General features: G+C 67.3%; 27 protein-coding genes. 10 read left to right on the top strand and 17 right to left on the bottom strand.

Annotated features, from left to right (window positions below; all coding sequences use genetic code 11):
- Positions 1-2292 carry a type IV secretion system DNA-binding domain-containing protein gene (locus tag SBA_RS23905; protein WP_008829878.1) on the bottom strand — a complete coding sequence of 764 codons (2292 nt, stop codon included), beginning with the start codon at positions 2290-2292 and terminating at the stop codon, positions 1-3.
- A complete protein-coding gene (locus SBA_RS23900) occupies positions 2282-2572 on the bottom strand; it encodes a hypothetical protein (RefSeq protein WP_008829877.1) in 291 nt (96 codons plus the stop codon). The genes SBA_RS23905 and SBA_RS23900 overlap by 11 nt, the downstream gene beginning before the upstream one ends.
- Before the next feature lie 805 nt (positions 2573-3377).
- On the opposite strand from SBA_RS23900, the gene SBA_RS23895 reads away from it, so the two are divergent.
- Positions 3378-3596: a hypothetical protein gene (locus tag SBA_RS23895; protein WP_008829876.1), complete on the top strand. Its 219-nt coding sequence runs from the start codon at positions 3378-3380 to the stop codon at positions 3594-3596.
- A gap of 114 nt (positions 3597-3710) precedes the next feature.
- Here SBA_RS23895 and SBA_RS23890 read toward each other — a convergent pair whose 3' ends face one another.
- From SBA_RS23890 to SBA_RS23875, 4 genes are all read right to left on the bottom strand, one after another.
- Positions 3711-3935 (bottom strand): hypothetical protein, encoded by a 225-nt coding sequence (locus SBA_RS23890; RefSeq protein ID WP_008829875.1) that lies wholly within the window; start codon positions 3933-3935, stop codon positions 3711-3713.
- A 544-nt stretch (positions 3936-4479) separates the two neighbouring features.
- A complete protein-coding gene (locus SBA_RS23885) occupies positions 4480-4716 on the bottom strand; it encodes a hypothetical protein (RefSeq protein ID WP_129965726.1) in 237 nt (78 codons plus the stop codon).
- Complete coding sequence (locus SBA_RS23880) at positions 4713-5120, bottom strand: hypothetical protein (RefSeq protein WP_261937542.1); 408 nt, start codon at positions 5118-5120, stop codon at positions 4713-4715. Before SBA_RS23880 ends, SBA_RS23885 begins: the two co-directional genes overlap by 4 nt.
- A gap of 203 nt (positions 5121-5323) precedes the next feature.
- On the bottom strand, positions 5324-6298 hold the full coding sequence (locus SBA_RS23875) for a DUF2493 domain-containing protein (protein ID WP_008829872.1): 975 nt from the start codon (positions 6296-6298) through the stop codon (positions 5324-5326).
- Positions 6299-6847: 549 nt separating this feature from the next.
- Here SBA_RS23875 and SBA_RS23870 point away from each other — a divergent pair.
- Positions 6848-7063: a hypothetical protein gene (locus SBA_RS23870; protein ID WP_008829871.1), complete on the top strand. Its 216-nt coding sequence runs from the start codon at positions 6848-6850 to the stop codon at positions 7061-7063.
- Between the two features lie 21 nt (positions 7064-7084).
- Here SBA_RS23870 and SBA_RS23865 read toward each other — a convergent pair whose 3' ends face one another.
- The 3 genes from SBA_RS23865 to SBA_RS23855 form a co-directional block, all read right to left on the bottom strand.
- A complete protein-coding gene (locus SBA_RS23865) occupies positions 7085-7957 on the bottom strand; it encodes an NYN domain-containing protein (RefSeq protein ID WP_037519162.1) in 873 nt (290 codons plus the stop codon).
- Between the two features lie 94 nt (positions 7958-8051).
- Complete coding sequence (locus SBA_RS23860; protein WP_008829869.1) at positions 8052-8378, bottom strand: single-stranded DNA-binding protein; 327 nt, start codon at positions 8376-8378, stop codon at positions 8052-8054.
- 494 nt (positions 8379-8872) lie between these two features.
- Positions 8873-9799, bottom strand: coding sequence for a hypothetical protein (locus SBA_RS23855; protein WP_051211480.1), 927 nt, complete (start codon positions 9797-9799; stop codon positions 8873-8875).
- A 102-nt stretch (positions 9800-9901) separates the two neighbouring features.
- Here SBA_RS23855 and SBA_RS23850 point away from each other — a divergent pair, with 102 nt between their 5' ends.
- Positions 9902-11209 (top strand): SLC13 family permease, encoded by a 1308-nt coding sequence (locus tag SBA_RS23850; protein WP_008829867.1) that lies wholly within the window; start codon positions 9902-9904, stop codon positions 11207-11209.
- A gap of 128 nt (positions 11210-11337) precedes the next feature.
- On the opposite strand, the gene SBA_RS23845 is transcribed toward SBA_RS23850, so the two are convergent.
- Entirely contained in the window at positions 11338-11862 is a 525-nt protein-coding gene (locus SBA_RS23845) for a DUF736 domain-containing protein (RefSeq protein WP_129965670.1), read from the bottom strand.
- A 282-nt stretch (positions 11863-12144) separates the two neighbouring features.
- Here SBA_RS23845 and SBA_RS23840 point away from each other — a divergent pair, with 282 nt between their 5' ends.
- The gene (locus tag SBA_RS23840; protein ID WP_008831354.1) at positions 12145-12540 is read left to right on the top strand and encodes a hypothetical protein; all 396 of its coding nucleotides are present in this window, start codon (positions 12145-12147) and stop codon (positions 12538-12540) included.
- 16 nt (positions 12541-12556) lie between these two features.
- Here the strand turns inward: SBA_RS23840 and SBA_RS23835 are convergent, their stop codons facing one another.
- On the bottom strand, positions 12557-13255 hold the full coding sequence (locus tag SBA_RS23835) for a hypothetical protein (RefSeq protein ID WP_008831353.1): 699 nt from the start codon (positions 13253-13255) through the stop codon (positions 12557-12559).
- Between the two features lie 95 nt (positions 13256-13350).
- Between SBA_RS23835 and SBA_RS23830 the strand changes: the two genes are divergently transcribed.
- A complete protein-coding gene (locus tag SBA_RS23830; protein ID WP_008831352.1) occupies positions 13351-13869 on the top strand; it encodes a hypothetical protein in 519 nt (172 codons plus the stop codon).
- On the opposite strand, the gene SBA_RS23825 is transcribed toward SBA_RS23830, so the two are convergent.
- The 6 genes from SBA_RS23825 to SBA_RS23800 form a co-directional block, all read right to left on the bottom strand.
- Positions 13866-14075, bottom strand: a complete 210-nt coding sequence (locus SBA_RS23825; protein WP_008831351.1) for a DUF7673 family protein — start codon at positions 14073-14075, stop codon at positions 13866-13868. The two genes, SBA_RS23830 and SBA_RS23825, sit on opposite strands and share 4 nt — an antisense overlap.
- A gap of 99 nt (positions 14076-14174) precedes the next feature.
- Positions 14175-14678: a hypothetical protein gene (locus SBA_RS23820; RefSeq protein ID WP_008831350.1), complete on the bottom strand. Its 504-nt coding sequence runs from the start codon at positions 14676-14678 to the stop codon at positions 14175-14177.
- Between the two features lie 170 nt (positions 14679-14848).
- Complete coding sequence (locus SBA_RS23815) at positions 14849-15235, bottom strand: hypothetical protein (RefSeq protein WP_008831349.1); 387 nt, start codon at positions 15233-15235, stop codon at positions 14849-14851.
- A gap of 61 nt (positions 15236-15296) precedes the next feature.
- A complete protein-coding gene (locus SBA_RS23810) occupies positions 15297-15731 on the bottom strand; it encodes an antirestriction protein (protein ID WP_008831348.1) in 435 nt (144 codons plus the stop codon).
- A 164-nt stretch (positions 15732-15895) separates the two neighbouring features.
- A complete protein-coding gene (locus SBA_RS23805; RefSeq protein WP_129965671.1) occupies positions 15896-16354 on the bottom strand; it encodes a DUF736 domain-containing protein in 459 nt (152 codons plus the stop codon).
- 182 nt (positions 16355-16536) lie between these two features.
- On the bottom strand, positions 16537-17004 hold the full coding sequence (locus SBA_RS23800) for a hypothetical protein (protein WP_313325810.1): 468 nt from the start codon (positions 17002-17004) through the stop codon (positions 16537-16539).
- Between SBA_RS23800 and SBA_RS23795 the strand changes: the two genes are divergently transcribed.
- The 5 genes from SBA_RS23795 to SBA_RS23775 all read left to right on the top strand — a co-directional run bounded on the left by SBA_RS23795 (position 17003) and on the right by SBA_RS23775 (position 24549).
- Positions 17003-17494 carry a Dps family protein gene (locus SBA_RS23795; RefSeq protein WP_008832497.1) on the top strand — a complete coding sequence of 164 codons (492 nt, stop codon included), beginning with the start codon at positions 17003-17005 and terminating at the stop codon, positions 17492-17494. The genes SBA_RS23800 and SBA_RS23795 overlap by 2 nt on opposite strands.
- 172 nt (positions 17495-17666) lie before the next feature.
- Positions 17667-19874, top strand: a complete 2208-nt coding sequence (katE, locus tag SBA_RS23790; RefSeq protein ID WP_008832496.1) for a catalase — start codon at positions 17667-17669, stop codon at positions 19872-19874.
- Positions 19864-20436, top strand: a complete 573-nt coding sequence (locus tag SBA_RS23785) for an ankyrin repeat domain-containing protein (RefSeq protein ID WP_008832495.1) — start codon at positions 19864-19866, stop codon at positions 20434-20436. Before katE ends, SBA_RS23785 begins: the two co-directional genes overlap by 11 nt.
- Before the next feature lie 82 nt (positions 20437-20518).
- The gene (locus SBA_RS23780) at positions 20519-22168 is read left to right on the top strand and encodes a PAS domain-containing protein (protein WP_129965672.1); all 1650 of its coding nucleotides are present in this window, start codon (positions 20519-20521) and stop codon (positions 22166-22168) included.
- Entirely contained in the window at positions 22102-24549 is a 2448-nt protein-coding gene (locus tag SBA_RS23775; protein ID WP_008829641.1) for a hybrid sensor histidine kinase/response regulator, read from the top strand. The genes SBA_RS23780 and SBA_RS23775 overlap by 67 nt, the downstream gene beginning before the upstream one ends.
- Positions 24550-24740 lie beyond the last annotated feature (191 nt).

Raw genomic sequence — 24740 nt, 5'->3', positions numbered from 1 at the left:
TCAGATCCCCATGTCCATGCCGTCGTCCTCGCGCCCGAACGCCTGCCTTAGCTCGACCAGCGTCTGATCCTCGACCTGGGGCGCTGGCGCAGGTTGACCCCGCCCGTCGCGATCGCGCGGCACGCTCTGAGGATCCTCGGTCGCAGCGCGCGCTGCCTGTGCCTTGTCGGCGGCGTGCGTGGGGGTTGCTGGCCGCTCGTCGCTCTCGGTCGCACGCTGCGCCCGGCGGGCCGCTTCATCATGCTCATCCTCGACCTCGGCCGACAGGATATTGGCGGCAAGTTCCTTGGCCAGATTGACGGGATCGGCAACCTCCCCGATCACCTGCGCGGCGCCATCGCGCCCGCCCGCTTCGCCCCCATCGCTCCCCTCGAACGCCTCCTCTCCGCGCCTTGATCGCACCGGCTGGAGATTGGGCCGGGCGATGAAGCCCTGGGCGACCTGGGGATAGTCTTTCCACTGGAGCTGGATGCGCGCGGCGGGAAAGCCGTCGGGGAATTTCACGAAACCATGCATCGAGGGCAGGTTGGTGATGTCGTCCGCGATGACGAGCGGCTCGACCTGCTTGCGCGGCGTCAGCGTCGAGGCGTCGCGCGTGTTGTTGTAGCCGTAGCTATAGGCTTCATCCATCTGCCGCACTTCGCGGTTACCGATGTAGCGCGCGCATTGCTCGGCGGTGTCGAGATCGGCGGTCGCGAGCATGAGCTTGGAGCGCGCGAGCGAGGCGAGATTGCGGGCACCCTGCTCGCCATAGACCTCGATCAGTTTTTCGAAGCTGTGGATCCCCAGGATCATCGCGCCGCCGAACGCGCGGGCGGTCTGGAGACCGTTCTCGATCGCGGGCAGACGATGGAGTGCGCCGAGTTCGTCGAACATGAACCAGGTGCGCAGATCGCGGGTGCGCGGCATGGTCATGAGACGGTTGATGGCGATGTCCATCCACAGCGTCAGCAGCGCCCGGTTCATCGCCAGATCGACATAGTTGGAGGTGATGAACAGGATCGCGCCGGGCTTCTTCTCGGTCGTGATCCAGTTGCAGATCGAGAAGCGTGGCCCCTCGTCGGGAAGGAAGCGCAGCACCTGCGCATTGGTATTGAAGACCGCGCGGATCGATTCCGCCATGCGTGCCGCTTCCGGCGCGGTGAGCGGGTCCGCGATCGTGTTGGCAAGGAAGCGGTGAACCCGCTTCAGGTCGGCCGTCATCAGGTTCTCGGAAAGCGCGAGATTGGTCGTCGCGCCGCGCTCCTGGAGCCGGATGCACATCTCGATGAAGAGGGTGCGCGCCGCGAGCGCCCAGAAGGGTTCGGCAGAGCCGCCGTCCGAGGGAATGAGCGCTGCCGCCGCAGCAGTGAATTCGCTATGCGTGGTGCAGTCGTTGAAGATCGACCAGGCCGGGCAGCGCGCGTCCATCGGGTTGAGGATCGTATCGCGCGCGGAATCGTAGAAGGCTTCGACATAGGCGCCGGTGAGATCGAAGATGACGGCCGTGTCCTCGCGGGCTCGCATCTGCGAAACCAGGCTCCTGAGTTCGGTCGTCTTGCCCGATCCGGTCGTACCGATGAGCATGGTATGCGACTGCTCGGTGCGATGCGGATAAGGGATGCCCGCAAGCGTATAGGGGTGATGGATGCCCGCCGCCTTGCGTGCACGAAACGGCATGTCGAGAATCTTGGCCGGGGCGAGGCCGGGCAGGCGATCCTGCGCCTCCTCTTCGAACTTCGCGTAATTGTGCTGGCTGATCTCGTTGAGAAGCACGTGGCGGGCGACCAGCATGGCTCCGCGCTCGTGGCGTTCCTGAAGGATCGTCTTGCCCCGCCGGCGCGAAAGATCGACGAACCAGAGTGCGACCGGGATGGTGATGAAGATGGATACGAAGAAGGCCGCCAGAAGGCCTTTCATCGCGATCTTCCAGGCCTGGATGACCTCGGCGATATAAGGCACCGCGGGCATCACCGTACGCATGACCTCGCCGCTCGGCAGGGTGACGTTGACGCGCTTGTTGGGGTTGAGGTCGACCCAGTTCCAGAGCGCGGCATAAATCTTCATGCAGATGAGCTGGAAGCCGTGCTCGTCGAGCTTGATCGACATGATCACGAACCAGGCGGCCGCGAACAGGAAGAACCACATCAGGATGGGCAGTTTCGCGCCCGAGAACCACATCAGAAGTTCGTGGGTGAGAAGCTGCGAGCCGCGGGTGAAATTGCCCGAATTGCGCTGCACGCGTCCGCGCGCGCTGTGATGGGTCAAGGGGATGGCCCGGCCGTCTGTGCGGATGTCGTTTTTACGCGCCATGATACTGCTCCAGGCGCTTGTCGGTTTCCGCGACGATGCGGTCGCGAAACTCGGGAAATTGCTCGCGGATGATGATGTCGAGGGCGAGTTGCTGGAACTCGCCGATGCGGGCGAGACGAAGCTGGCTGGCAGTCAGGACCGAGGCCCCGCCGAGATAGGCATCGATGGCGCTGCGGATGACGTCGGACGGCCGACAGTGACGCGCATCGGCGACCGCGACGAGACGGTCGAACCGGTCTCGCGCCATGCGCAGCGAGACGATCTTCGAACTGTGGGACAAGCCAGCCTCCTAGCAGAGAGGCTGGTGGAGCTTGAAAGCGCGATGCCGCTTATAGAGGAGAGCGCGACGCTCCGCAAGAATAGGCGCGGTCAGGAAGGCCGCCGTAAACAGTGATGACGGCTAAGATATTGAATTAGAGCGCATTATTACTTCGGCCGCGCGCGTCATACAGTGTAAACACGCACCCATCAGCCGTAACCCGTTGGATTGCCGGCTTATTTCCTGCAGCTTGCTGCGTAGGGTGTGCTAAAATCCTGAGAGTTCGCCCCGTTGCCCTGGGACGTTCGGGTCGTCGTCTATGAGGGGAAGGAACCGGCCTCCGGCGGGTACTGCTCCGCCCTTTGCGGCGGAACTTGCCTGGGTCAGGCTGGCAGGTGCGGCGCTTTGAGGCGCCAGTGCGGCATAAAGCGGCGCGGTCGTGCGAGCGGTGACACGTTGTCGGTCCCGACTGGCCCTTCGGACGTCCGCCTCAAATGCGCAGGCAGCGTTCTTTTGCTCCGACGCAAGAGGAACCTGCAGGCCCGCCTGCGTGAGGTCTTCGTCGCTTTGGCAGCGGGGGCGAAACGTCCCCCGCCCCAGGCGAGGATCGTCACCCGGATGGGCGGAGACGAGGCGTTCGCATCGGCTCCGAGAGCTTGGCCGGGGACAGGCCCCGCAGGGGTCGGCGGCGGCCTAGCGAATAGAGCCGTCATCGGGCTCGGCCCGATGCGCCCAGCAATCCCTTTCCTGTCTTCCGCCGGGCCTCTCCATCGCTTATAGGAGAGGCGCGTTCACAGCCCGATCAGCTTGAACGAAAGGCCTTCCTATGGCGAAATCCCTGGACGATGAACGCGCGGCCATTGCCGCCGACGAAGAGCGGCTGGCCGATCGCCGCAAGCGGCTCGCGGAACGCGAGCGCGACGCGGCGCTGGCGGCCCTCGACAAGGCGGGGCTGTTCAAGCTCCCGCTCGATAGGATCGAGGCCTTCGCCGCGCAGGTGAAGAAGCTCGGTTTCGAGGAAGTCACCAAACGCCTCGCCGCCTGAAACGACCCCGCCGCGCCGACCGGCGCGGCACGGACGCGGGGGGCTCGATGCCCCCCGCGTCCGTCTGTCCCGAGCAGCAAAAAAGGAGAGGCCTTGCGGCCCCTCCCCTCGGTTTCAATATTCGTCCGACAGACCGCCCGGCACGGTGTGCACCACCCGGTCGATGAGCGTCATCGGCAGCGCGTCATAGTCGCCTTCGTCGATGCTGATGTAGCGGCCCTCGCTCTCCTGGATGACATGCTGGTCGAAGAAGCTGTGGAGCGCGCGGCGCTGTGCGCAGGCGACGGCGGCGAAGAAGGCGGCGTTGTCGGCGGCGGCGCTGGTCATATGGGTGTGCATCGTCTTTCTCCTCTTGTCTTGAAGGACAGGGGAGTGGCCGTCGGCCGTCCGGGATCGGGTCAAGGACCGCCGGCATCGCCGGCGGCCGCGAAGCGGGCGACGGGGGTGCCGATTTTGTCCTGGTTGCCGTGGAGCGAAGCGGAGCGGCGGCCAGGGCAAAATTGGGGGGACCGTCGATCCTTGAGGCGGTCCCGGACGGCTGACATCATGGGAGGTCTGTGAGAGATATTTTCCTCTCGTGGGGGCGCCCCGGCCGAGGCGAGCGGCCCGCGGACCGAAGGGTCCGCTTGGGGGTCGCGAGCGAGCCGGGCGAACCGGCGCGGGGGTGGCCGCTCGAAGCGGGAGTTCGCAGCAACGGGCGGGGGTTCAGACCGGGTTCATGGGCATCGCGCCAAGAAAAAGGCGACCCCTGATGATGCAGGGATCGCCTCAAGTTTGGGTTGCTCGCAACAAAAGCCGCGAGTCCCTCGGGTCGCACCGGGTTTGTAGCATCAAAGGATGCACGAATAGTTGGCGAATTGCGTCGGCTTTGGCAGCTATTTGCCTAAAGCATCAGGCTGGCGGGATCGCGACTTGCCGCCGCCGCGTCGAAGCCCCGCTGCCAGGCTTGATCTCTCGCGCTGCCCCGCCGGTAGCCGCTCCCGCCATGGCCCATGACGAAGGCGCGCCAGCCGGCTTTTTCCGCTTCCCACAAGACATCGACCGGCGCGGGGCCGAGCAGCGTCAGAAGGTCGAGGCGCGGCGCGCGTTCGGGCTTCAAAGGACGTGCCCGGCGTCTCATCGTGTCCCGCCCTGGCCTGCCGGTTCCGTCGCGCTCATACCGGCGCCGTCGACCGCGCCCTGCCCGCCTATTTCGAGCAGAATGTCGCCGCTCATCGGCAGGCGGCGGGTCCGGATCTGCGCGCGCGTGAACTGCGCTTCGTCGAGGACCGCGATTACATGGGCGTCATAGTCGAAGAGCTTGGCGAGGGCGGCCAGGGCCAGCGTGTCGACGCGGGCGCTCAGCGCATAGTCCAGCGCGTGCTCGTCGCCCTCCTTCTGCCGCAGGAGGTCGAGACCCTGCCGGAGGGCTTCGGCTTCGAGATAGGTACGCAGGCGGGCATAGTGTCGCGCGGTGATGCGGGCCACGAGCGGGCGATATGGGATCGTGGACGCGGCGGCGGCATTGCGAAACGGGATCGACATGGGAGCTCTCCTTGTCTGTTGGCTCGCGCCTTTCCACCCCTCTTTTCTTTGGGCTTTGCGGGCCGGTCTCCAGAGCCCGCCGATAGAGGTTTCAGGGTCGCCTTCGGCGCGGCGCGACGGGGTTCGATGCCCCGGCGCGCCGCCCTGCCAGACGAAAAGAAGGAGGAGAGGCCCCGGCCTGAGCCGGAGCCTCTCCGATGGGCTCATGCCCGCTTGGCCGTCCGCTGGTGGGCGAGATTGACGACGTGGAGCGGAACCCCCGCCTGGCGCAGCTTCTGGGCGAGGTTCATCTGGATGCCCGAGCCCTCGCAGATGACCGCTTCGACGGGCTTGAGGTTCACCAGCCGGTCGTTGCGGACGAAGGCGGCGCGGTTGCCCTGGCTGCGGTCCAGGCGGAACTGGATGACCTTGACGCCGCGAGCGGCGGCCCAGGCGTGGGCGATGGCATCGCAGCCCTTGGCCTGCGCGGTCGTGGCGAGGATCATCTCGGGGATGCGCGTCTTGATGCGGTCGAGGCCCTTGTAGAGCAGGTCATGATCTTCCCAGACCTGGCCGCCCGAGAAGATCACCACCGGACCATCGGGCGCGAACTGTTCGCGGCGCGTCCGGGCCCGTCCTGCGAGATAATCGCGCGCGTCGATCATCGAGGCGCTGAGCGCGGAGGATACCCGGCTGCCTTTGACGGGCGAGAAGGGCTTGCCGGTCTCGACCCGGTAGACTTCGGCGGCATGGTCGCGCATGCATTCCATCGCTTCGCGGCATCCCTGCAGCGTCTGGCAGAGCAGCTGCGTGTCCTCGAGTTCCGTCGCGTAGATTTCCGAGGGGTCGTAGTGGCGCGCGAGCTCCCCGAGCGCCTTGGCGGCGTCATCCTCGCGGCCCTCGATGCGCTTGGCCACGACATGGAAGCTGTTGGCAAAGCCCCAGGCGAGATCGGCGGCATAGGCCTCCATCCTGGTGTCGCGCAGGACGTCGAACATCGTCTGCATCATCATGTCGACCGCGGCGCGGACCTGCTCCGGGTCGGGCATGTCGAGCGCTTCGGGCGCCTCGACGATGGAGAGCTTGGCCATCTCGCTATGCTCGATGAAGGCGGCTCCATAATTGCGGCTGGCGTCGTCATTGTCGCGGCTTGCGGCGATGAAGCTGGCGAGATCGGCGAAGTTGGTGAAGTTGGTCATGAGTGCCTCCGTGTGAGTGTCTCATCCGTTCGATGAGGCCCTCCTCCGGGCGTGCGGCGGTCAAGCTGGTCAGGGACGGCGACCGGTCTCCGGTCGCCGCCGCTCTGCGGGGAGTGGGGGAACCGATTTTGTCGGAGTCGGCGCGGCACGCGGCGGCCCCGTCAAAATTGGGGGGACCGCTCATCCTTGACGAGCGCCGATCCCCGCACGCCACACTTGGACGACTAGAGAGAGATAAATAGAAAACTGGTGGATCCGGTTGGCGCCCCCGCAAGGTGATCGTCACCCGGCAGGGCGGAGACGCGGCGCAGGCGCGGCTCCGGGAGCGCCAGCGACTAGAGCGCCGGTCCCGGCCGGCGGCCGGGATGCGTCGTCCCCATCCCGTTCACCGCGCCCCGCCACGCCGACGACGGGATATCCAACCCGGCCCGGACTATCGAGGATCGCCCTGCCCGCAAGATCGCTGGCGCGGGCCAGGCCAGAGGACTATTTTCGAGACCGGACGCCGGTCAGGGACTCGGGCGGCGGCAAATCCGGGATACCAAGATCATGGTCAAAGGCAGGGGCAGCGAGCGCGCCGCGCGGGCGCTGTGCGAGGCGGAGGGCCTGGCGTGCGATATCCGCTTCGAAGGCGCGCCGATGTGGCAAAGCTTCCTGCCGCAGGTCCGGACCGTCCTCGCCGCGATCGCGGACCCGGGCGTGGCCCATGGCGAGGAATGGACGCGGATCATCGCCCATCTGCGGGCGCAGGCCGGGCCGCGCTGAGCGCCCGGCCCGGTATCCGGCCTAGCCGCCGGGCTTGGCCGCGCGGTCGGTGTTGCGCTTGTCCGCGACATAGGTCTGGCCGTTGTCGCCCTTCATGATGACGAACAGGCCGGTCGCCTCGAACAGCCGGGGGAAATTCTTGACCCCATAGTTGCGCGGATCGATCGGCGCCTGGCGCTTTACCGCGCTGCCGGCCGCCGCCATGTGCGCCCAGCCATCGTCGCGGGCGGCGGCCTCGACCGCGCCGCGCAGGGTGGTGATGAGCTTGCTGTCCTGCGCGAGCGACTTGGCGCCGGGCGTCGTCGGCGCTTCTGGCGGAGCGGCAGGCGCGGCGGCAGCCGCCGGCGCAGTGGCAGGCGCCGCCTTGCGGCGACCGCGCCCCTTCGGCTGCGCAGCAGCCGGAGCCTCTACCTCCGCTTCGGCAGGCGGGGTGCTGTCCTCGAGGCCGTCAAGGAAGAGGAAAGTAGTGCAGGCGTTGACGAAAGGCGTCGGCGTCTTGCGCTCGCCGAACCCGTAGACCTCATGGCCATTGGCCTTGAGCTGCATGATCAGCGGCGTGAAGTCGGCATCGCTCGACGCGATCGCGAAGGCGTCCAGGTCCTGAGTATAGAGCAGTTCCATCGCGTCGATGACGAGCGCGATATCGGTGGCGTTCTTGCCGGTGGAATAGCTGAACTGCTGGATCGGACGGATCGCGAAATCGTGGAGCTTTCCGGTCCAGCCCTTGAGCGTCGCCGCCGCCCAGTTGCCATAGGCGCGGCGGATATTGGCGGTGCCATATTTGCTGAGCTCGGCGAGGATGGCCCCGATCTTGGCATGGCTCACATTGTCGGCGTCGATGAGAAGCGCGATGCGGCGGCTGGGTGTGGCGGCGAGGGGCGTGTCGGGTTCCAAGAGCGGTCCTTTGTGCAAGAGAGTGCCGCAGGCGCGCGAGGGATGCGCACCTGTGGCCAGCGAAGGGCGGCGCATGGGCGCCGCCCGGCGCCTGTCAGAAGAAGTGGAGCCGGTCGGCGATGACCTCGGCGCCGTAGCGGGCGTTGCCGTCGCGGTCTTCCCAGCTCGAATAGTGCAGATAGCCCGAAATGGCGACGACGTCGCCCTTCTTGCGCGTGGCCGCGGCCTTGCCCTGGCCGTTGAAGCAGGTGACCTTGTGGAACTCGGTGGTCTTGGCCGTGTAGCCGGTCGCCTCGTCGATATAGGTCTTGCCGTCCTTGAGCTTGACCCGGTCGGTCGCGACGATGAGGGTGACGGGGCCATTGCCCGAGGGGGTCTGCGGATCCTTGGCGACGCGGCCGGTGAGATTGACTTCGTTCATGATGAGCCTCCTTGGGTTGCCGGCGTTCCTTCCCGCCGGTGACACCGATTGGCGGCGTGGGGCTGGGACCTGCACCGACGCGCGCAGCGCGGGAGGGGAACCCCTGGAAGGCGCTGGCGCGGGCCGCCGCGCAGCGGCAACACGGGCGCCTGGAACGGGGTTGCCGGGCCCGGTCCCCTCGCCGCAGGTGTCACGTCAACGGCGCGGAAGGGACGCTGGCAGCCCTGGCCGGCGGTGACCGGACAATCATCTGGCCGCCCCCAAGGATCGGAACCCTGTGGCGCTGGCCCTGGCACCCGGCGCGGCGGGCGAGGCTCATGCGCCGGCAGACCGACCCCGACGCGGGCGCAGGGCGAGCGACCAATGGCGCGCCGACGGGTTCCCTTGAGATACGATGCGGCCCCGGGGCCCGGCGACCTTGCGCGAAGCAGGCGGCCCTCGCCCGCCCGGGCTATCGGCTTGGGCGGGAGCTCCGCATCGACGCCCGTGCGCGGTCAGGGTTGGACGATAGCCTCCGCCCAGGTGCCGAGCACAGCCTCATCGGCGGGGTTCTCGATGCGCACCTCGTCGAGCGTGACGGCGAGCAGGCACACCGGGCGCTGACCCGGCCCGGCGGCCTGGGTGCAGCGCAGGCTGCCGCCATCCGGAAGGCGGGCGACCCGGCCGATGAGCCGGATACGGAGCCCCTTCGGCCCGGGCGCTGCGTCCGGCGCCAAGCGCTTGACCAGGTCATAGGCCCGCCCGGCCCGCGCCGTATCGGTGCGCCCTGCCTCGGTGCGCCATTGCGCAAAGGCCAGCGTCTGCTCAGGCGGGAGCAGGGGCGCAGATGCACCCTCGCTTGCAGCCGGTCCGGGAGGAACGGGCGGACAGGTCTCGGCGCTAGACCAGGGCCGCTCGATCCAGAAGCCCTCGAGCCGGGCCTGCCCGGCCGCTTCCCCCGCCCTGGCGTCGACGCCCGTATCCCCTTCGCCGCTCGTCCCGTCCCCGCCCTTATCCGGAGCAAGCCCCCAGTCGGCCAGCGACCAGCGGGCGGGCGCGACATGAACGCGCAGGGTCTGCTGCGCGGCGTCATAGCGCCAGCGCACGGGCGCGGCGCTGTCGGCAGCGGCAGGCCCGGCACAGCCGAAAGGGAGGGCGAGCTCGAACCGCTTGCCCTGCAGGCCGGTCGGCAGCGCCTGCCCCGATGCGGCGGCATCGGCCGCCTTGGCGGCGAGCGCGAGGAGGTCCGCGCGGCCCAGAATATGCGGCGGTTCAGGCTGGGCCGGCGACGGCGGCGCGGGCTGGAGCGCGGGCGGCGGCGCGCTGTCTGGCCTCGGCGACGTACTGCGCCCGAGCAGGAATCCCCCGCCCGCCAGCGCGAGCGCGGCCACGAGGCCGCCGGCAATGGCAAGACGGCTGGTCCTGAGATTGGGCTCGCGCATGTCCGGGTGATACCAAATTGCAAGGCCGGCTCCACCCCGCCCGGCCTGTTTCTTTTGACCGGGCGTTGACAGGGGCTGACCTGGGTTCGAGGCAGGGACGCGATGACGATCGATCAAATTCTCACCTTGCTCGTGCTGGTCGGCGTGGTCGGCGTGATGATCTGGGACCGGCTGCGCGCCGACGTCGTGGCGCTTGCAGGCGCGGCGATCCTCCTCATGACCGGGGTCGTGCGACCGGTCGACGTGCAGGGCGCTTTTGCCAGTCCCGCCATCATCGCCCTCGCCTCGCTGTTCGTCATTGCCTATGCGCTGGAGCTCTCAGGCCTGCTCGACCGCGCCATCGAACTCGGCGTCGGTCTCTGCCGGCGCCTGGGCGCCAAGGGGGTGTGGCTGCTCCTCTCGATGATCGGCGGCCTCTCCTGTTTTCTCAATTCGACGCCGATCGTGGTGCTGGGCGCGCCGGTGATCCGCGATATCGCGCGCACCCTGGGACAGTCGCCCAAGCGCTATCTGATGCCGCTGTCCTACATCACCGTCCTCACCGGCTGCTGCACGCTGGTGGGCACTTCGACGAACCTTCTCGTCGACGACATGGCGAGCATTGCCGGACAGGCGCGCTTCGGCATTTTCGAGATCACGCCCGTGGGCCTGCCGATCGCCCTGGTCGGCGGGCTCTATCTCTATTTCGTCAGCGGCCGGCTGCTGCGGGCGCATGAGAGCGACGAGCGGGACCGCGAGCCTGGGCCGCTCGAACCCGTCCATATCGGCAATGCCCAGGTCGGCGACGCGACGCTGTTCGCGCAAAAGCGCCCCTTCCAACCGCTCAAGGCCGCGATGGCCTTTGCGATCTTTGCCGGCGCGATCGCGCTGGCGGCGTTCGGGGTCGCACCGATCGCGGCGACGGCGCTCAGCGGCGCGGTCCTTCTGATCCTGCTGCGCGTGATCAGCGCCGACGAGGCCTATGGCGGACTGCGTCCGGAAATCCTGATCCTCATAGCGGGCATGGTGGTGATCGGCATCGCCATGGAATCGAGCGGGCTGGCGGGCGAGGCCTCGGAGTTCCTGATTTCCAGCGTCCACGGGCTGAGCCCGCTGGTCGCGCTGATCGTGCTCTACCTCGCCACGATGGTGCTGACCGAGCTTCTGTCCAACGCGACCGTGGCGGTGCTCGTGACGCCTGTCGCCGTGGCGCTGGCCGACAGTCTCGGCGTCAGCCCGCGGCCCTTTCTGGTCGGAGTCATGATGGCTGCGAGCGCCGCTTTCGCGACCCCTTTCGGCTACCAGACCAATGTCATCGTCTACCAGATGGCGGGCTATCGCTATATGGACTTCGTCCGGGTCGGCCTGCCGCTCAACCTCCTGACCGCGACCGTGGCGATCCTCGCGATCCAGGCCTTTTTTCCGTTCTGAGCCGGACTGGGTCGGCCCTTTCCAGGCGGAATAAGGACAGGACCCGCTGCGCGGGGAACCGCGGCGGATCCTGCCAGGGGCTTTCCGCGCCGGAGGCGCGGCGCGGAAAGGGAAGAGGATGGTTGCGGTCAATCGGCGGTTTCGACCGCGCGCTGGCGGCGGCCGCGGCGGCCCTGGGCGAGTGCCTGTGCGTCATCACCGCCAAAATCGTCGCCGGCGGTCGAGGCGCCCAGCCCCTCGGGCTCGCCGTGTGCGGCCTGGGAGGCGTCGTCGCCCGGCAGCGGCGGCAGGCCATCGTCGGCTGGCATCGCCATTTCGGCGGGAAGTTCGCGGCGGCGCGAGGGGCGCGACCAGACGACATTGTAGGAGCCGTCCTGCTGCTGGAACAGCGAGACATAGAGCGGCTGGGCGAAACTCGGATCCTCGATCTTGCCATTGTAGAAGATTAGGCCGCTCTCGCGCGAGGCGAGCTCGAACAGTGCGCCGACGCGGACCCAGGCGCGCGCGGCCGACAGCGCCATCACCTCGAACTTGGGCGCATTGGGATTGGCCGAGTGGACCGGGCGGAGCGCGATGGTGAGCTCGACCGTGAGGGTGGAGACGCGGCCGACGAGGTGGCCGGCGGCGTTCTTGGCGATGGAACCGATGTTCATGGGACTTCTCCTTGGAAAGCGTCCTCGAACCCCTTGTCCGGGACGCCAGTCCTCTCTCCCCCTCCTCTCCTCGGCCGCTGGGCCGAGCAGGCGCCGCCAGGCGCCCATCATCGCCAGCCCCTTCGGCGGCGATGGCCGCAGCGGGATGCGAGAACGGGCGGCGCGCAACCCAGATCCCGAGCCCGGGCGGGGGGATGCGGGGCCTTACAAACCCTTTGTTGCCGTCCAGGAACTGTCGGGGAGGTTGAGGTTTCTTGCGCGAAGAAGGACAGGAGGCCGTCCATGACACAACCCTTTATGCGTAGCGTTGTAACCCGCCCCTGGATCGTCGCTTTGGTCCTCGCCGGTTCCGCCTCCGGCGCGATCCCTGCCCTGGCGCAGGCGACACCCGACCGACAGGAGGTCGAGGCGACACGGCAGCTCAACCGCGAGACGGCGCGGCGCCAGCAGATCACCCTGATGGAGGCGGAACGCCAATATCAGCATGACGTCGCGGCCTATGACCGGTCGATCCGCGCTCGCCAGCGGGCCGTGGCGATCGGGAACGCCCAGTATCGGCATAAGCGGCACGCCTATGCGGCCGCCATGGCCGCATGGCGCGAACAGGTTGCAGCTTGTAAGACGGGGAAAAGCGCGGCCTGCAGGGCGCCAACCCCCGATCCCGCCAGCTTTCTCTAGGCGCGTTACGGTCTGATCAAAACCGGAGCGGCGCGGGCATGGCCAGCCATTCGGGCTGGTCGTCGGTGATCGGCATGTCCAGCCGCGACGCCTCGGCCCCGGAGAAGATGCTTGCATCGGCGAGCCGCCCGAACCCGGCCTCGCGGCTCCAGAAGCTCAGACCATGGGTCGCATGACGCGTGACCAGCACATAGCCGTCCGCGCCCTCCTCGAGTGCGCGCCCGATCGCCCGGTCCAGGAGCGCGCTGCTATGGCCGAAGCTGACGCCATGCTCGGTGATGGCAACATAACCCCCGCCGAACTGGCCGGGTACGAGGCGATCACAATCGAGCGAGAACTCAAAACCGAAGGGCAGGGCGGATTTGGCGGCGGCGAAGAGAAGGTGTCCGACCGCGTCGATGGCGAACTGCTCCCCGGCAAAGTGCAGGTGGACACGGCCCTCGCTGCGGGACTCGGATCGGGACAGATCGCAGTCGAACGTCGGATAGGCCGGATCGACGAACAGAGCGAGGAACGTCTCGAACGGATCGTCGCCGCCCGGGGGAAAAGCCGTGGCAAAGGCCGGACCCAGGCCAGAATAGGCCGCAAGGCGCGCCGCGGGCTCGTCCCCGAGATCGCCGAGCAGATCGCTCGCTGCAAAGGCGCAGTCGATGAGCGCGGCCTCGGCGGGCGTGACTTCGATCAGGAAGCTCGCCTTGAGATAGTTGTTCGCCATGATCGTCTCCTTATGGTGAGAAAAGTGCAGGCCCGCTGGCCGCACGCGCAGCGCCGGGCTCGTCGCCCGGCTGAACAAAATGGGAGGAAGATCCCATGCAGGCGTGGATCGCCGCGCTCTCGACCTATTCCGCGACGCGCGAGACGATCCTGCAGCATCGATTTCTCGCCGATGTCGGCGGCGAGCTATGGCGCCGGGGCGAGTTCGATTTTTCGGTCTCGCACAGCGAGGTCGACAATAGCGGCTATGACCTCATCATCGAGGCGCGCGGCATAATGCGGCATGTCCAGCTCAAGGCGATGCATGGACAGGCCAGGCGGCGCAGCTTCGACATCCAGACGCGGCTGGGCGCCAAGCCCAATGGCTGCGCCGTGCTGATCCGGCATGACGCGCGCAGCCTCGCCGTCGAGGCCTATCGCTGGTTCGGCGCCCCGCCCGGCCAAGGCCTGCCATCGTTAGGGGAGAAGGTCACCCGCCATGCGAAGGGCAATGCGCTCGGCCATAAGGCGGACCGGCCCGCGCTGCGCGAGGTGCCGCTCGCGCGCTTTGCGCCCGTCAGCGATATCGCGGCGCTGGTGGATCTGATGTTTGGGCCGTGGCCCGAGGCGGGCTAGACCGCGTTCGCGGCCTGGGGCGCGTGCCAGCGCGCGATGATGGCCTGCATCTCGTCGCCATAGCCGAGCGCATCGATATAGAGGGCGCCCGGATGCTCGGCGAGGAAGCCCACGATCGCCGCGATGTCGCGCGCCACGGCCGTGTCCAGCGCGAACAGGTCGGCGACCGGGAAGTCGCCCAGCTCGGGTCCGTTCCACCAGGCCATGAGAAAATGCCCGCCGCGCCTGCCCGGTATCGGACAGGGCGAGCGGAACGAGCCGGTCGAGCGCGGCCAGCGCGCTGCTGCGGTCGGTGGGAATCGCTGTCATGATGATACTGTCTCAACAAAGCCCGGCCGGGCCAAGAGCTCTTGGGGGAATGGAGCGGCCTTGTCCACGACGAGCGGCGGCACAACGAAGTCGGCCGCATCGAAATAGGCGAGCACGGCGTCGTAGCTTGCCAGGCGTTCGAGCGCCGCGCGGCCGATCACGACATAATCGTCTTCGTCGACCGGGTAGGAGATGGGTTCGCCTGCGCCCGTGAACACCACGCGCTCTGCGCCCCATTGCGAAGGATAGGCGCCCGACCAGCGCGCAAAGGCGATGCCGTGCTCGGCGCACCAGGCTTCGAGGGCCTCGAACCGGCCGTTGGCGACTTCGTGGGCGAAGAGGCTGAGAGCGGTGCCGGGAACATGGTGGTCGGTCTCGAACGGCTCGCCGTCCCATTCGGTCGACAAGGCCTCGGCGGTGATGAGCGCGGTGAGCGCCTCATAGGCGTAGGGTGAGAGGGTGCCGCCGAGCGTGATTGACGCAGAAACGCGGTTTGCCATGGGGTGAGCTCCTGAAAAGAAGGTGTTCGGCCTTGCGCGAGATCAGGCGCAGAGGGCCGCGAGGCGCGCGCGGGCTTGGGCCGCGCAAGCGGGATAGGCGGCTGCGATATTGGCATGGAGATGCGCGAAGTCCGGGATCGGAAAATGCCCTTCGCTGTTCGGCCGGGTCGTCATGAGCGCGCCGATGACGATCTCCTCGAGCCCGGCGCGCCGCTCCAGCACGTCGCCGCCCGGCGCATGCGGATCGGCGCGGTGAAGCCCGCTTCCATCCAGGTCGACAGGCCGTTTTCGGCGGCCTCGACATAGGCGGCGACCTCGGCCCGGTCCTGCGCGAAGCGCCAGACCTTGAGACCGAGGGTCAGGTAGCGCCCGAAATCATGGGCGTTGCCGATAGCGACGAGCGCACAGCCCTCGGGCGGAGGACCGAGGCGGGTCTGGATGGCGGCGCGATAGCTTTCCACTTCGAGGCGGTTGCACGCGTCGAAGTCGGGCGTGTGGCCGATCTGGGCGCAGTCCTCATTCGCCGGCGCCGCGCCGATATCAAAGATGCTGAACATGAAATCCTCCAGGGGATAGGAGGGCCTGGCGTCTGACGGCAGACCCGCGCATGGAGCGGACCTAGTCGATCGCGCCGAAGATTTTCGCGGCCTCGGGATGGTCGCCGGCATAGTCGCGCAGGCGGTGGAAGGCCTCGGCGAGATGATCGTCTTCGACCTCGAAGGAGAGGTGCGAAAAGGCGAAGAGCGTGGCGATGATGCCCGCAGCGTCGGCGGAGACGGTGCCCTCATAGCCGTTGCTGTTGCAACAGATGCGATAGGCCGGTCGTCCGGCGGGGACGAGATAGAGCGCGTGCCCCGCCCGTTCCATGAACTGCCAGTAGCCACCGCCATAATCGGCCGAGAGCCACTGCAGGAAGGAATAGACCAGCGTCTCGCCCTTGAAGAAATGACGGCGGCCAAAAAGCGTCGGAAGGAATGCGCCGCGCCGCGCGTCGGGCACGAGGGTTGCGGCGTTGCAGGGGGCATCGGCGATGGCAGGAAGAGTGTCTGTCATGGGGGAACTCCGACAAAGGGACCGGCCCGGACGCTCCTTTTCGCGGCAGGACCATCATCACCGCTCCCCCTCCCCTTCCCAGCGCCGCGCGAGCGGCGGCATGACGACAGGGCCCGCTTCGCAGGCGTGCGAGGCGAGCCCTGTCGGGGCAGAAGCGATGGCGATCAGTCGGCGAAGGCAGGCGGGGCCGAGCTGGCGCCCAGTCCCTCGGGCTCGCTATGTCCGGCCTGGGAGGCGTCATCGCCCGGCAGCGGCGGCAGGCCATCGTCGGTGGGCATCGCCATTTCGGCGGGGAGGTCGCGGCGTCGCGAGGGGCGCGACCAGACGACATTGTAGGAGCCATCCTGCTGCTGGAACAGCGAGACATAGAGCGGCTGGGCGAAGCTCGGGTCCTCGATCTTGCCGTTGTAGAAGATGAGGCCGCTCTCGCGCGAGGCGAGCTCGAACAGCGCGCCGACACGGACCCAGGCGCGCGCAGCCGACAGCGCCATCACCTCGAACTTGGGCGCGTTGGGATTGGCCGAGTGGACCGGGCGGAGCGCGATGGTGAGCTCGACCGTCAGGGTGGAGACACGGCCGACGAGGTGGCCGGCGGCGTTCTTGGCGATGGAACCGATGTTCATGGGACTTCTCCGTTTTCGAAAGCGTCCTCGAACCCCTTGTCCGGGACGCCAGTCCCTCACCCCCTCCTCTCCTCGGCCGTTCGGCCGAGCAGGCGCTGACAAGCGCCCATCATCGCCCGCGCCTTCCCGCGGCCGATGGCCTGAAACTGGCCCGTCTTGTCCGCGCAGTCCGGTCTTGAAGCCTAATGCTGCGAACCGAACAGGATCCGCTTGACCTCGATCTGGTGCGCGCCGTCGCGCTTGCCGGCGGCTGCGTCCATGTCTGCGCGCAGACGCGCGGCCAGATCATCCGGTATAAGCGCATAGGGCGCGACAAGCGCGATCGCGGCCTGGGGGTCGAGCAGTTCGCCCGGCTCGGTGCCGGCCCACAGCAGGATTTCGCCGTCCTCGTCCCCATCCTCATTATCGTGCCGGACGCTCTCGGCCTCGGGATCGTCGGCCTCGGGGATGCGCGAGAAGACCTGCGCAAAAAGGGTCTGGAGCGGGCGGTCGAAACCGACGACGGCGCACAGCACCTTCGGGCACTCGGGGCGGGGCGCAAGCCTATGACGGCTCATGATTTTGTCCTCCTCGCAAGTTGCTTGAATGGTTGGCGCTGCGACATCGCCGCCATATCTTCCCAGGTTCAATCCCAAGAAGGAGACAGCCATGGGCAAAGCCACCGAAGGCCATATCGATATCGGCATCGAGGAGAAGGACCGCGCAGCCATCGCCGAAGGTCTCTCCCGCCTTTTGGCCGATACCTATACGCTCTATCTCACCACCCACAATTTCCATTGGAACGTGACGGGCCCGATGTTCAACACGCTCCATGACATGTTCATGGTGCAATATACCGAGCTGTGGAACTCGGTCGATCTCATCGCCGAGCGCATTCGTTCGCTGGGACACAAGGCGCCGGGCTCCTACGCGCAGTTCAGCGCGCTGGCCTCGATCGACGATGCGCCCGCCGATCCGCCCAAGGCGCTCGACATGGTCGCCATCCTGGTGTCGGGCCATGAGGCGGTCGCGCGCACCGCGCGCTCGATCTTCCCGCTGGCCGACAAGGCGAGCGACGAGCCCACCGCCGATCTTTTGACGCAGCGCCTAACCGTGCACGAAAAGACGGCCTGGATGCTGCGATCGCTGCTGCAGAACTGAAGCGACTGACCGTTATCCGACAGGCGTGCCCGGGGCTCCGTGCGCCCTGTCGGACGAGGCGGCCCCTAATCTGCTCGGCCTGGGAAACTCAAAACCGTTCCGGGGGTTTGTCGTTCACACCCGCCCTGCGTCCCGCAGGGCGGTTTATCGACATGACCTGACAGGAGCTTCTATGCCCAGGAAACCCGCGACCGACAAAGATGTGCTCGTTCCTGCCGACATTGCGCCTGGCAAGCCCGTCTCGGGAGAGTCGCGGCAGAAGGCCTCGCCGGTGCCCGCCGATGCACAGCTGTCGGAAAGCTATGCTGAAAAACAGGGCGACGGCGGCGAGACCCACCAGGTCGCAGCCGACGGCGCGGCGGTGCTCACCACGAGCCAGGGCGCTCCGGTCGCCGACGACCAGAACAGCCTGAAGCAAGGCGCGCGCGGCCCGACGCTGCTCGAGGACTTCCACTTTCGCGAGAAGATCTTCCACTTCGACCATGAGCGAATCCCCGAGCGCGTGGTCCATGCCCGCGGCTATGGCGCGCACGGCTTTTTCGAGCTGACCGACAGCCTGGCGGACGTGACCCGCGCCGACATCTTCCAGCGCGTGGGCGAGCGCACCCCCGCCTTCGTGCGCTTCTCGACCGTGGCGGGCTCGAAGGGTTCGTTCGACCTGGCGCGTGACGTGCGCGGCTTCGCGGTCAAGCTCTATACCAAGGAAGGCAACTGGGATCTGGTCGGCAACAACATCCCGGTCTTCTTCATCCAAGATGCGATCAAGTTTCCCGACCTCGTCCATGCGGCAAAGCCCGAACCCGACCGCGCCTTCCCGCAGGCGCAGACCGCCCATGACAATTTCTGGGATTTCATCAGCCTGACCCCCGAATCCATGCACATGATCATGTGGGCCATGTCGGACCGGGCGATCCCGCGTTCATTCCGCACGATGGAGGGCTTTGGCGTCCATACCTTCCGGCTTGTCAGCGCCGAGGGCAAGTCGACCTTCGTCAAGTTCCACTGGAAGCCCAAGCAGGGCCTGCAGTCGGTGCTGTGGAACGAGGCGGTCAAGATCAACGGCGCGGACCCGGACTTCCATCGCCGCGATCTGTGGGAAGCGATCAATGGCGGCGACTTCCCCGAATGGGAGCTCGGCGTCCAGCTGTTCGACCAGGCCTTTGCCGACCAGTTCGACTTCGACGTGCTCGATGCGACCAAGATCATTCCGGAAGAGATCCTGCCCGTCCGGGTCGTGGGCCGTCTGGTGCTCGACCGGGTCGTCGACAATTTCTTCGCCGAGACCGAACAGGTTGCTTTCTGCACGCAGAATGTCGTGCCCGGCATCGACTTCACCAACGACCCGCTGCTCCAGGGGCGTAATTTCTCCTACCTCGATACGCAGCTCAAGCGCTTGGGCTCGCCCAACTTCACCCATATCCCGATCAACGCGCCCAAATGCCCCGTGGCCCATTTCCAGCAGGACGGGCACATGGCGATGACCAACCCCCGGGGGCGGGTCAATTATGAGCCCAACAGCTGGGGTGCGACGCTCGGCGGACCGCGCGAGGATCCGGTCCGGGGGTTCCGGAGCTTCGCCGAAGAGGCCGATGGCGCCAAGCTGCGCATCCGCCCGGAAAGCTTTGCCGATCACTATAGCCAGGCCCGGCAATTCTATGTGAGCCAGGAGCCGATCGAGCAGAAGCATATCGCCGATGCCCTGGTTTTCGAGCTCAGCAAGGTCGAACGCCCGGACATTCGCGCCCGTGTCGTCTCGCACCTCATCAACATCGACGACGGCCTGGCCGGCACCGTCGCGGACGGCCTGGGCCTTCCCGAATTGCCCGCGTCCGCACAGGCCGCGCAGCCCACCCGGAGCGATCTGCCCCCGTCCGAAGCACTGTCGATCGTGAAGAACGGACCGCCGAGCTTCAAGGGGCGCAAGCTGGGCATTCTCCTGAGTGACGGCGCCGATGCCGCGCTGTTTGGCGGCCTCGTCAAGGCGCTCGACAAGGTGGGCGCGGTCTATGACGTGATTGCTCCCAAGATCGGCGGCGTGACGCTCGATGATGGGACCAAGGTTGCGGCCAAGCAGAAGATCGACGGCGGACCTTCGGTGCTGTTCGACGCGGTGGCCATCGTCGTCTCGGCCGACGGCGCGGCGCTGCTTGCCGATGACGCCGCCACGCAGGACTTCGTGCGCGATGCCTTTGGCCATTGCAAATATATCGGCCTCACGCTCGATGCGCAGCCGATCTTTGCCAATGCCGGCATCCTCGACAAGCTCGACGACGCCTGTATCGAGCTTGGCGCCGCCAAGGATGCGGCGGCCTTCGTCGACACGATCGCGGCGCTGCGCTTCTGGCCCCGCGAACTCAAGGTCGACCTGGATGCCAAATGAGCCCGGCGATCTGCCGCCCCTGCCCTCGCCCGAGCGGCTGCGCGAACTGATGTTCGATGCGGCGAGGCTGGGGCGGACCGACGTGCTGCCGGCCCTGCTGCATGCGGGCTGCGCGGTCGAGGCAAAGGATGAGCGGGGCTATACCCCGCTCATCCTGGCGGCCTATCATGGGCATGACGAGGCCGTGGCGCTGCTGCTCGATCACGGCGCCGATCCCGAGGCGGGTGATGCCGCGCGCGGCAACACCGCGCTGATGGGCGCGGCGTTCAAGGGCTTCACATCGGTCGCCAGGCTGCTTCTCGAGCGCGGGGCCGACGCCGAGACGACCAACAAGGCCGGCCAGACCGCGCTGATGCTAGCCGCGCTGTTCGACCGGCGAGAGATAGCCGATCTCCTGCTTGCGCAGGGCGCGGACCCCGAGCGATGTGACGCCGCGGGCAACTCGGCGCTGTCGGTTGCGCGCGACCAGAACAACGCCGCCATGGGCGAGCATTTGCGCGGCACTTGTCCTGCATCTCGGCCTGGGAGCCGGCGGGTAGAAAGCGCCATTCCTGCATCGTAGGATGGCCGAGGGCCGTTTGCCGGTTTCGCGCGAGGGCCCGCGCCGCTAGGCCATGCCATAAGGTTTTGAGGGGTTAGGTGTTTTGAACGAGACTGCGGCTTCGGGAATGCGCGCGGCGTTGCAGCAGATGTCAGTCGGGGTGTCGGTTGCCGAGGTCCCCTCCGGCGCCTTCGTCTTTCTGAACGAGGCGGGCGAGACCATATTGGGCAGCGCCCATGCGCCTGTCGATCTCGCCGATTATGCGGGCTTCGGCGCCGAGCATGCCGACGGCTCGGCCTATCGCCCCGAGGACTATCCGCTGGCCCGGGCCGCCACCAAGGGCGAAACGGTAACCCGCGAGCCAATGCTCTATCGCCGAGGGGACGGCGAACTGCGCCGCCTGGAAGTGAGCGCCTCGCGCGTGCGCGGCGATGACGGCCAGCCCCTGCTCGCGATCTGCTCGTTCGAGGATGTGACCGAGCGCGAGCGCACGCTGCAGTTGTTCGAGACATTTGTCGCCGCGGTTCCCGGCGTCGTCTATGCCAAGGACCGGCAGAAACGGATGATCGTCGCCAATCGCGGCGTCGCCGAACTGGTGGGCAAGCCGCTGTCCGAGATCCTGGGCAAAAGCGATGCGGAGTTCCTCGATTCTGCGGCGGAAGCGGCGGCGGTTGCCGAAACCGACGAACGGGTGATGACCTCAGGCGTGGCGGAACAGGTGGAGGAACTGGTCAGCTTCCCCGACGGGCGCCGCGCGATCTGGCTCTCGACCAAGGCGCCCTTGCGCGACGAAGCCGGTGCGATCACCGGCATGATCGGCTCGTCGATCGACATTACCGCGCGCAAGGAAGCCGAGGCCGCGCTGGCGCAGGCGGAGGAGCAGTTCCGCTTCGCGCTCGAAGCGGCGGGCGGCATCGGCACCTGGGACTGGGACGTCCCTGGCGACGTCGTTCGCGCCAGCGCGCAATTTGCCGGGCTTTACGGCATCGCGGCCGAGCGGGCCGCCGCCGGCCTGTCGCTCGAGGAATATATCGCCGGCATCCATCCCGCCGATCGCGAGGCGATCAGCGCGCGCATCCGCGCGGCGGTGGACGGCGAAGATGAATTCCATGCCGAATACCGGGTCTGCAACCTCAACGGCGAGGTCCGGTGGGTAGTCGCCCGGGGTCGCTGCCTGCGCGATGCGGCGGGAACGCCGACGCGTTTTCCGGGCGTCACCTTCGACATCACCGACCGCAAGCGGGCCGAGGACGCGCTACGCGAGGTCGAGGAGCGCTATCGCCTGGCCGCGCGCGCCACCAATGATGCGATCTGGGACTGGCATTTCGCCAGCAACCATGTGCTGTGGAACGAAGCGCTCGAAGTCGGCTACGGCCATGCGCCCGAGACGGTGAGCCCCACTGGCGAATGGTGGCTCGAGCAGATCCATCCCGAAGACCGCGAGCGGGTCGACACAACCATCCATGAGGCGATCGAAGGCGAAGCGGAAAGCTGGACCGGTGAGTATCGCTTCCGGCGCGCTGACGGCAGCGCCGACGTCTTCGACCGCGGGCATATCATCCGGGACGAGACGGGACGCGCCATCCGCATGATCGGCGCCATGCTCGACCTCAGCGAGCGTCGCCGGGCTGAGCGCGCCCTGCGCGCGACCAGCAGCGCCTGGAAGCGATCCTCGCCAATACGCGCATGGCGGTGTTCCTGCTCGACGAGCGCGCGAAGTGCATCTTTGCCAATGCTGCGGCGCAAACACTGACGGGACATGATGTGGCCGCGCTTGAAGGCCGTACGCTTGATCATCTGATCGCGCCGGAAGGGGTCGCCCAGCCGGGTGCCGGGACTGCGCTGCCGCTCGACACGGTCCTCGAAGACGGACAGCAGATCGAGGGCGAGACGATATTCGTCACCCAAGCGGGCACGATCCTGCCCATCGCCTACAGCGCAAGTCCGGTTCTGGACGAGGTGGGCCGGCCCGTCGGCACGGTGGTCGAGGCGCGTGGGACCGCCGAGGAAAAGGCCGAGGAGCGACGGCAGGCATTCCGACTGGAGCTGGTCGACGCGCTGCGCAGCGAGATCGATCCGCGCCAGATCATGCAGCGCGCCGTGAATATCCTGGGGCCTCATCTTGGCGCATCGCGGGTCGGCTATGGCATGGTGCGCCGGGACGGCGAGATGGTCGATCTCGAGACCGAATATTGCGATGGGGTGGCGCCGCTGGCCGGTAGCCATCCGATCAGCGCTTTCGGTCCCGGCAATATCGCGAACCTGCGTGCGGGGCAGACCTCGGTCTATCGGGATGTCGAAGCCGACTCCGGCACGGCGGGCATCGGCCTCGCGGACTTCGGGATCGCGAGCCTGGTCGCCGTTCCATTGATCCGCGAGGGCGTCTTGCGCGCCTCGCTCTACGTCAACCAGGACGAGGTGCGCGATTGGCAGCCTGCGGAGGTCGCGCTCATCGAGGAAGTGGCCGCGCGGGTGTGGGACGCGGTCGAGCGGGCCAATGCGGTCGACGACCTGCGCGCGCTCAATGCCGATCTGGAACGCCGGATCGCGGCGGCCGTGGCCGAGCGCGAGAAAGCCGAAGAGGCCTTGCGGCAAAGCCAGAAGATGGAAGCGGTCGGCCAGCTCACCGGCGGGATCGCGCACGATTTCAACAATCTGCTGACCATCGTCACCGGCAATATCGACATGGCCGGCCGGGCCCTCGAGGCGGCGGGCGTCAACGATCCGCGCGCACGCCGCGCGCTCGACAATGCGATGAAGGGCGGCGAACGCGCGGCGGCGCTCACGCACCGATTGCTCGCCTTCTCGCGCCGCCAGCCGCTGGCGCCCAAGCCGACCGATGCCGACCGGCTGGTCGCAGGCATGTCCGATCTGCTCGGCCGCTCGCTGGGCGAGATGGTCAGCCTCGAGATCGTTACCTCGCCGGGGCTCTGGCGGATCGAGGCCGACCAGAACCAGCTTGAAAATGCGATCCTCAATCTGGCCCTCAACGCGCGCGACGCGATGCCCCAGGGCGGAACGCTGACGATAGAGACCGCCTACGCGCGGCTGGGGGACGAATATAGCGCGCAGCATGCCGAGGTGGCGCCTGGCCAATATGTGGTGATCGCGGTGACCGATACCGGCGAGGGTATGACGCGCGAGACGCTGGCCCGGGTGTTCGAACCCTTTTTCACGACCAAGGAGGTGGGTCGCGGCACGGGCCTGGGACTCTCGCAAGTCTACGGCTTCACCAAGCAGTCGGGTGGACATGTGAAGGTCTATTCGGAAGAAAACCAGGGCACCACCGTCAAGATCTACCTGCCGCGCCTGGTCAGCGACGCCGAGGTGGAGCCGGCCGCGGAGCAGGTGACCGACCTGGAGACCAGCCCGCGCCGGGAGACAATCCTTGCCGTCGAGGATGATGACGATGTGCGCGCCTATACGGTCGAGTGCCTGCGCGAACTCGGTTACCGGGTGCTCGAAGCCCATGACGGGCCCTCGGCGCTCGCGCTGATGGAGCGGCAGAGAACTTCGGTGGATCTGCTGTTCACCGACGTGGTCATGCCCGGCATGTCGGGCCGCGAGCTCGCGGACGAGCTGCGGCGACGCCAGCCCGATCTGCGCGTGCTCTACACCTCGGGCTATACGCGCAACGCCATCACCCATGGTGGCCGGCTCGACGAAGGCGTCGAGATGATCGCCAAGCCTTTCACCTACCAGGCCTTGGCCATGAAACTGCGCGACATGCTAGAGGCCGGCCGCACCAAGCGCGTGCTGGTGGTCGACCATGATCCGATGGTGCGGGCGCTGGTCGCCGAATCTCTGGCCGGGGTCGACTATACGGCCGACGAGGCCGCGACGGCGGCCGAGGCCTTGATGACGGTCCGGGCGGCGCAGGGGCGCTTCGATGCCGTGGTGCTGGATCTCGCGCTCCCCGACAAGCCGGGCGACCTGGTGGCCGCCGAACTGCGGGCGCTTCATGCCGATCTCCCGATCCTGATCGCAGCGGATGCAGGCGCCAAGGCGCTCGCGGCGCGCTTTGCCGAGGATCGCTGCATCGCCGTCATCGCCAAACCCTATACCGGCGGTCTGCTCAAGGAAGCGCTGGCCGATCTGGGGATGCGGTGCGCGGTCGGCGACACGGGGCAGTAGGACGCGGAGAAAAGGGCGGCTGTTCTTGTCGGGAAGCGCCCGGGAGACGCCGCAGGCGATAGGCGCGTTCGATGGCTGCGACGGCGTGGCCGGCCAGCAGACACTGGGCTTCGAGCGAAAGGGGCGCATCGCCCACGAACGCGAGGGTGACGCCGGCGTCGCCGCGGCGCTCGAAACGAAGGGTACCTTGA

Origin of the sequence: Sphingomonas bisphenolicum, from assembly GCF_024349785.1 — a bacterium.
Classification (GTDB): Bacteria; Pseudomonadota; Alphaproteobacteria; order Sphingomonadales; family Sphingomonadaceae; genus Sphingobium; species Sphingobium bisphenolicum.
This window is presented reverse-complemented; position numbering and strand designations above follow the sequence as displayed.

Coding starts and splice junctions, on each gene's coding strand:
- SBA_RS23905 (WP_008829878.1), bottom strand. CDS start 2,292: ATGGCGCGTAAAAACGACATCCGCACAGACGGCCGGGCCATCCCCTTG.
- SBA_RS23895 (WP_008829876.1), top strand. CDS start 3,378: ATGGCGAAATCCCTGGACGATGAACGCGCGGCCATTGCCGCCGACGAA.
- SBA_RS23890 (WP_008829875.1), bottom strand. CDS start 3,935: ATGCACACCCATATGACCAGCGCCGCCGCCGACAACGCCGCCTTCTTC.
- SBA_RS23885 (WP_129965726.1), bottom strand. CDS start 4,716: ATGAGACGCCGGGCACGTCCTTTGAAGCCCGAACGCGCGCCGCGCCTC.
- SBA_RS23880 (WP_261937542.1), bottom strand. CDS start 5,120: ATGTCGATCCCGTTTCGCAATGCCGCCGCCGCGTCCACGATCCCATAT.
- SBA_RS23875 (WP_008829872.1), bottom strand. CDS start 6,298: ATGACCAACTTCACCAACTTCGCCGATCTCGCCAGCTTCATCGCCGCA.
- SBA_RS23870 (WP_008829871.1), top strand. CDS start 6,848: ATGGTCAAAGGCAGGGGCAGCGAGCGCGCCGCGCGGGCGCTGTGCGAG.
- SBA_RS23860 (WP_008829869.1), bottom strand. CDS start 8,378: ATGAACGAAGTCAATCTCACCGGCCGCGTCGCCAAGGATCCGCAGACC.
- SBA_RS23855 (WP_051211480.1), bottom strand. CDS start 9,799: ATGCGCGAGCCCAATCTCAGGACCAGCCGTCTTGCCATTGCCGGCGGC.
- SBA_RS23850 (WP_008829867.1), top strand. CDS start 9,902: ATGACGATCGATCAAATTCTCACCTTGCTCGTGCTGGTCGGCGTGGTC.
- SBA_RS23845 (WP_129965670.1), bottom strand. CDS start 11,862: ATGAACATCGGTTCCATCGCCAAGAACGCCGCCGGCCACCTCGTCGGC.
- SBA_RS23840 (WP_008831354.1), top strand. CDS start 12,145: ATGACACAACCCTTTATGCGTAGCGTTGTAACCCGCCCCTGGATCGTC.
- SBA_RS23835 (WP_008831353.1), bottom strand. CDS start 13,255: ATGGCGAACAACTATCTCAAGGCGAGCTTCCTGATCGAAGTCACGCCC.
- SBA_RS23830 (WP_008831352.1), top strand. CDS start 13,351: ATGCAGGCGTGGATCGCCGCGCTCTCGACCTATTCCGCGACGCGCGAG.
- SBA_RS23825 (WP_008831351.1), bottom strand. CDS start 14,075: ATGGCCTGGTGGAACGGACCCGAGCTGGGCGACTTCCCGGTCGCCGAC.
- SBA_RS23820 (WP_008831350.1), bottom strand. CDS start 14,678: ATGGCAAACCGCGTTTCTGCGTCAATCACGCTCGGCGGCACCCTCTCA.
- SBA_RS23815 (WP_008831349.1), bottom strand. CDS start 15,235: ATGTTCAGCATCTTTGATATCGGCGCGGCGCCGGCGAATGAGGACTGC.
- SBA_RS23810 (WP_008831348.1), bottom strand. CDS start 15,731: ATGACAGACACTCTTCCTGCCATCGCCGATGCCCCCTGCAACGCCGCA.
- SBA_RS23805 (WP_129965671.1), bottom strand. CDS start 16,354: ATGAACATCGGTTCCATCGCCAAGAACGCCGCCGGCCACCTCGTCGGC.
- SBA_RS23795 (WP_008832497.1), top strand. CDS start 17,003: ATGGGCAAAGCCACCGAAGGCCATATCGATATCGGCATCGAGGAGAAG.
- SBA_RS23800 (WP_313325810.1), bottom strand. CDS start 17,004: ATGGCTGTCTCCTTCTTGGGATTGAACCTGGGAAGATATGGCGGCGAT.
- katE (WP_008832496.1), top strand. CDS start 17,667: ATGCCCAGGAAACCCGCGACCGACAAAGATGTGCTCGTTCCTGCCGAC.
- SBA_RS23785 (WP_008832495.1), top strand. CDS start 19,864: ATGCCAAATGAGCCCGGCGATCTGCCGCCCCTGCCCTCGCCCGAGCGG.
- SBA_RS23775 (WP_008829641.1), top strand. CDS start 22,102: ATGGCGGTGTTCCTGCTCGACGAGCGCGCGAAGTGCATCTTTGCCAAT.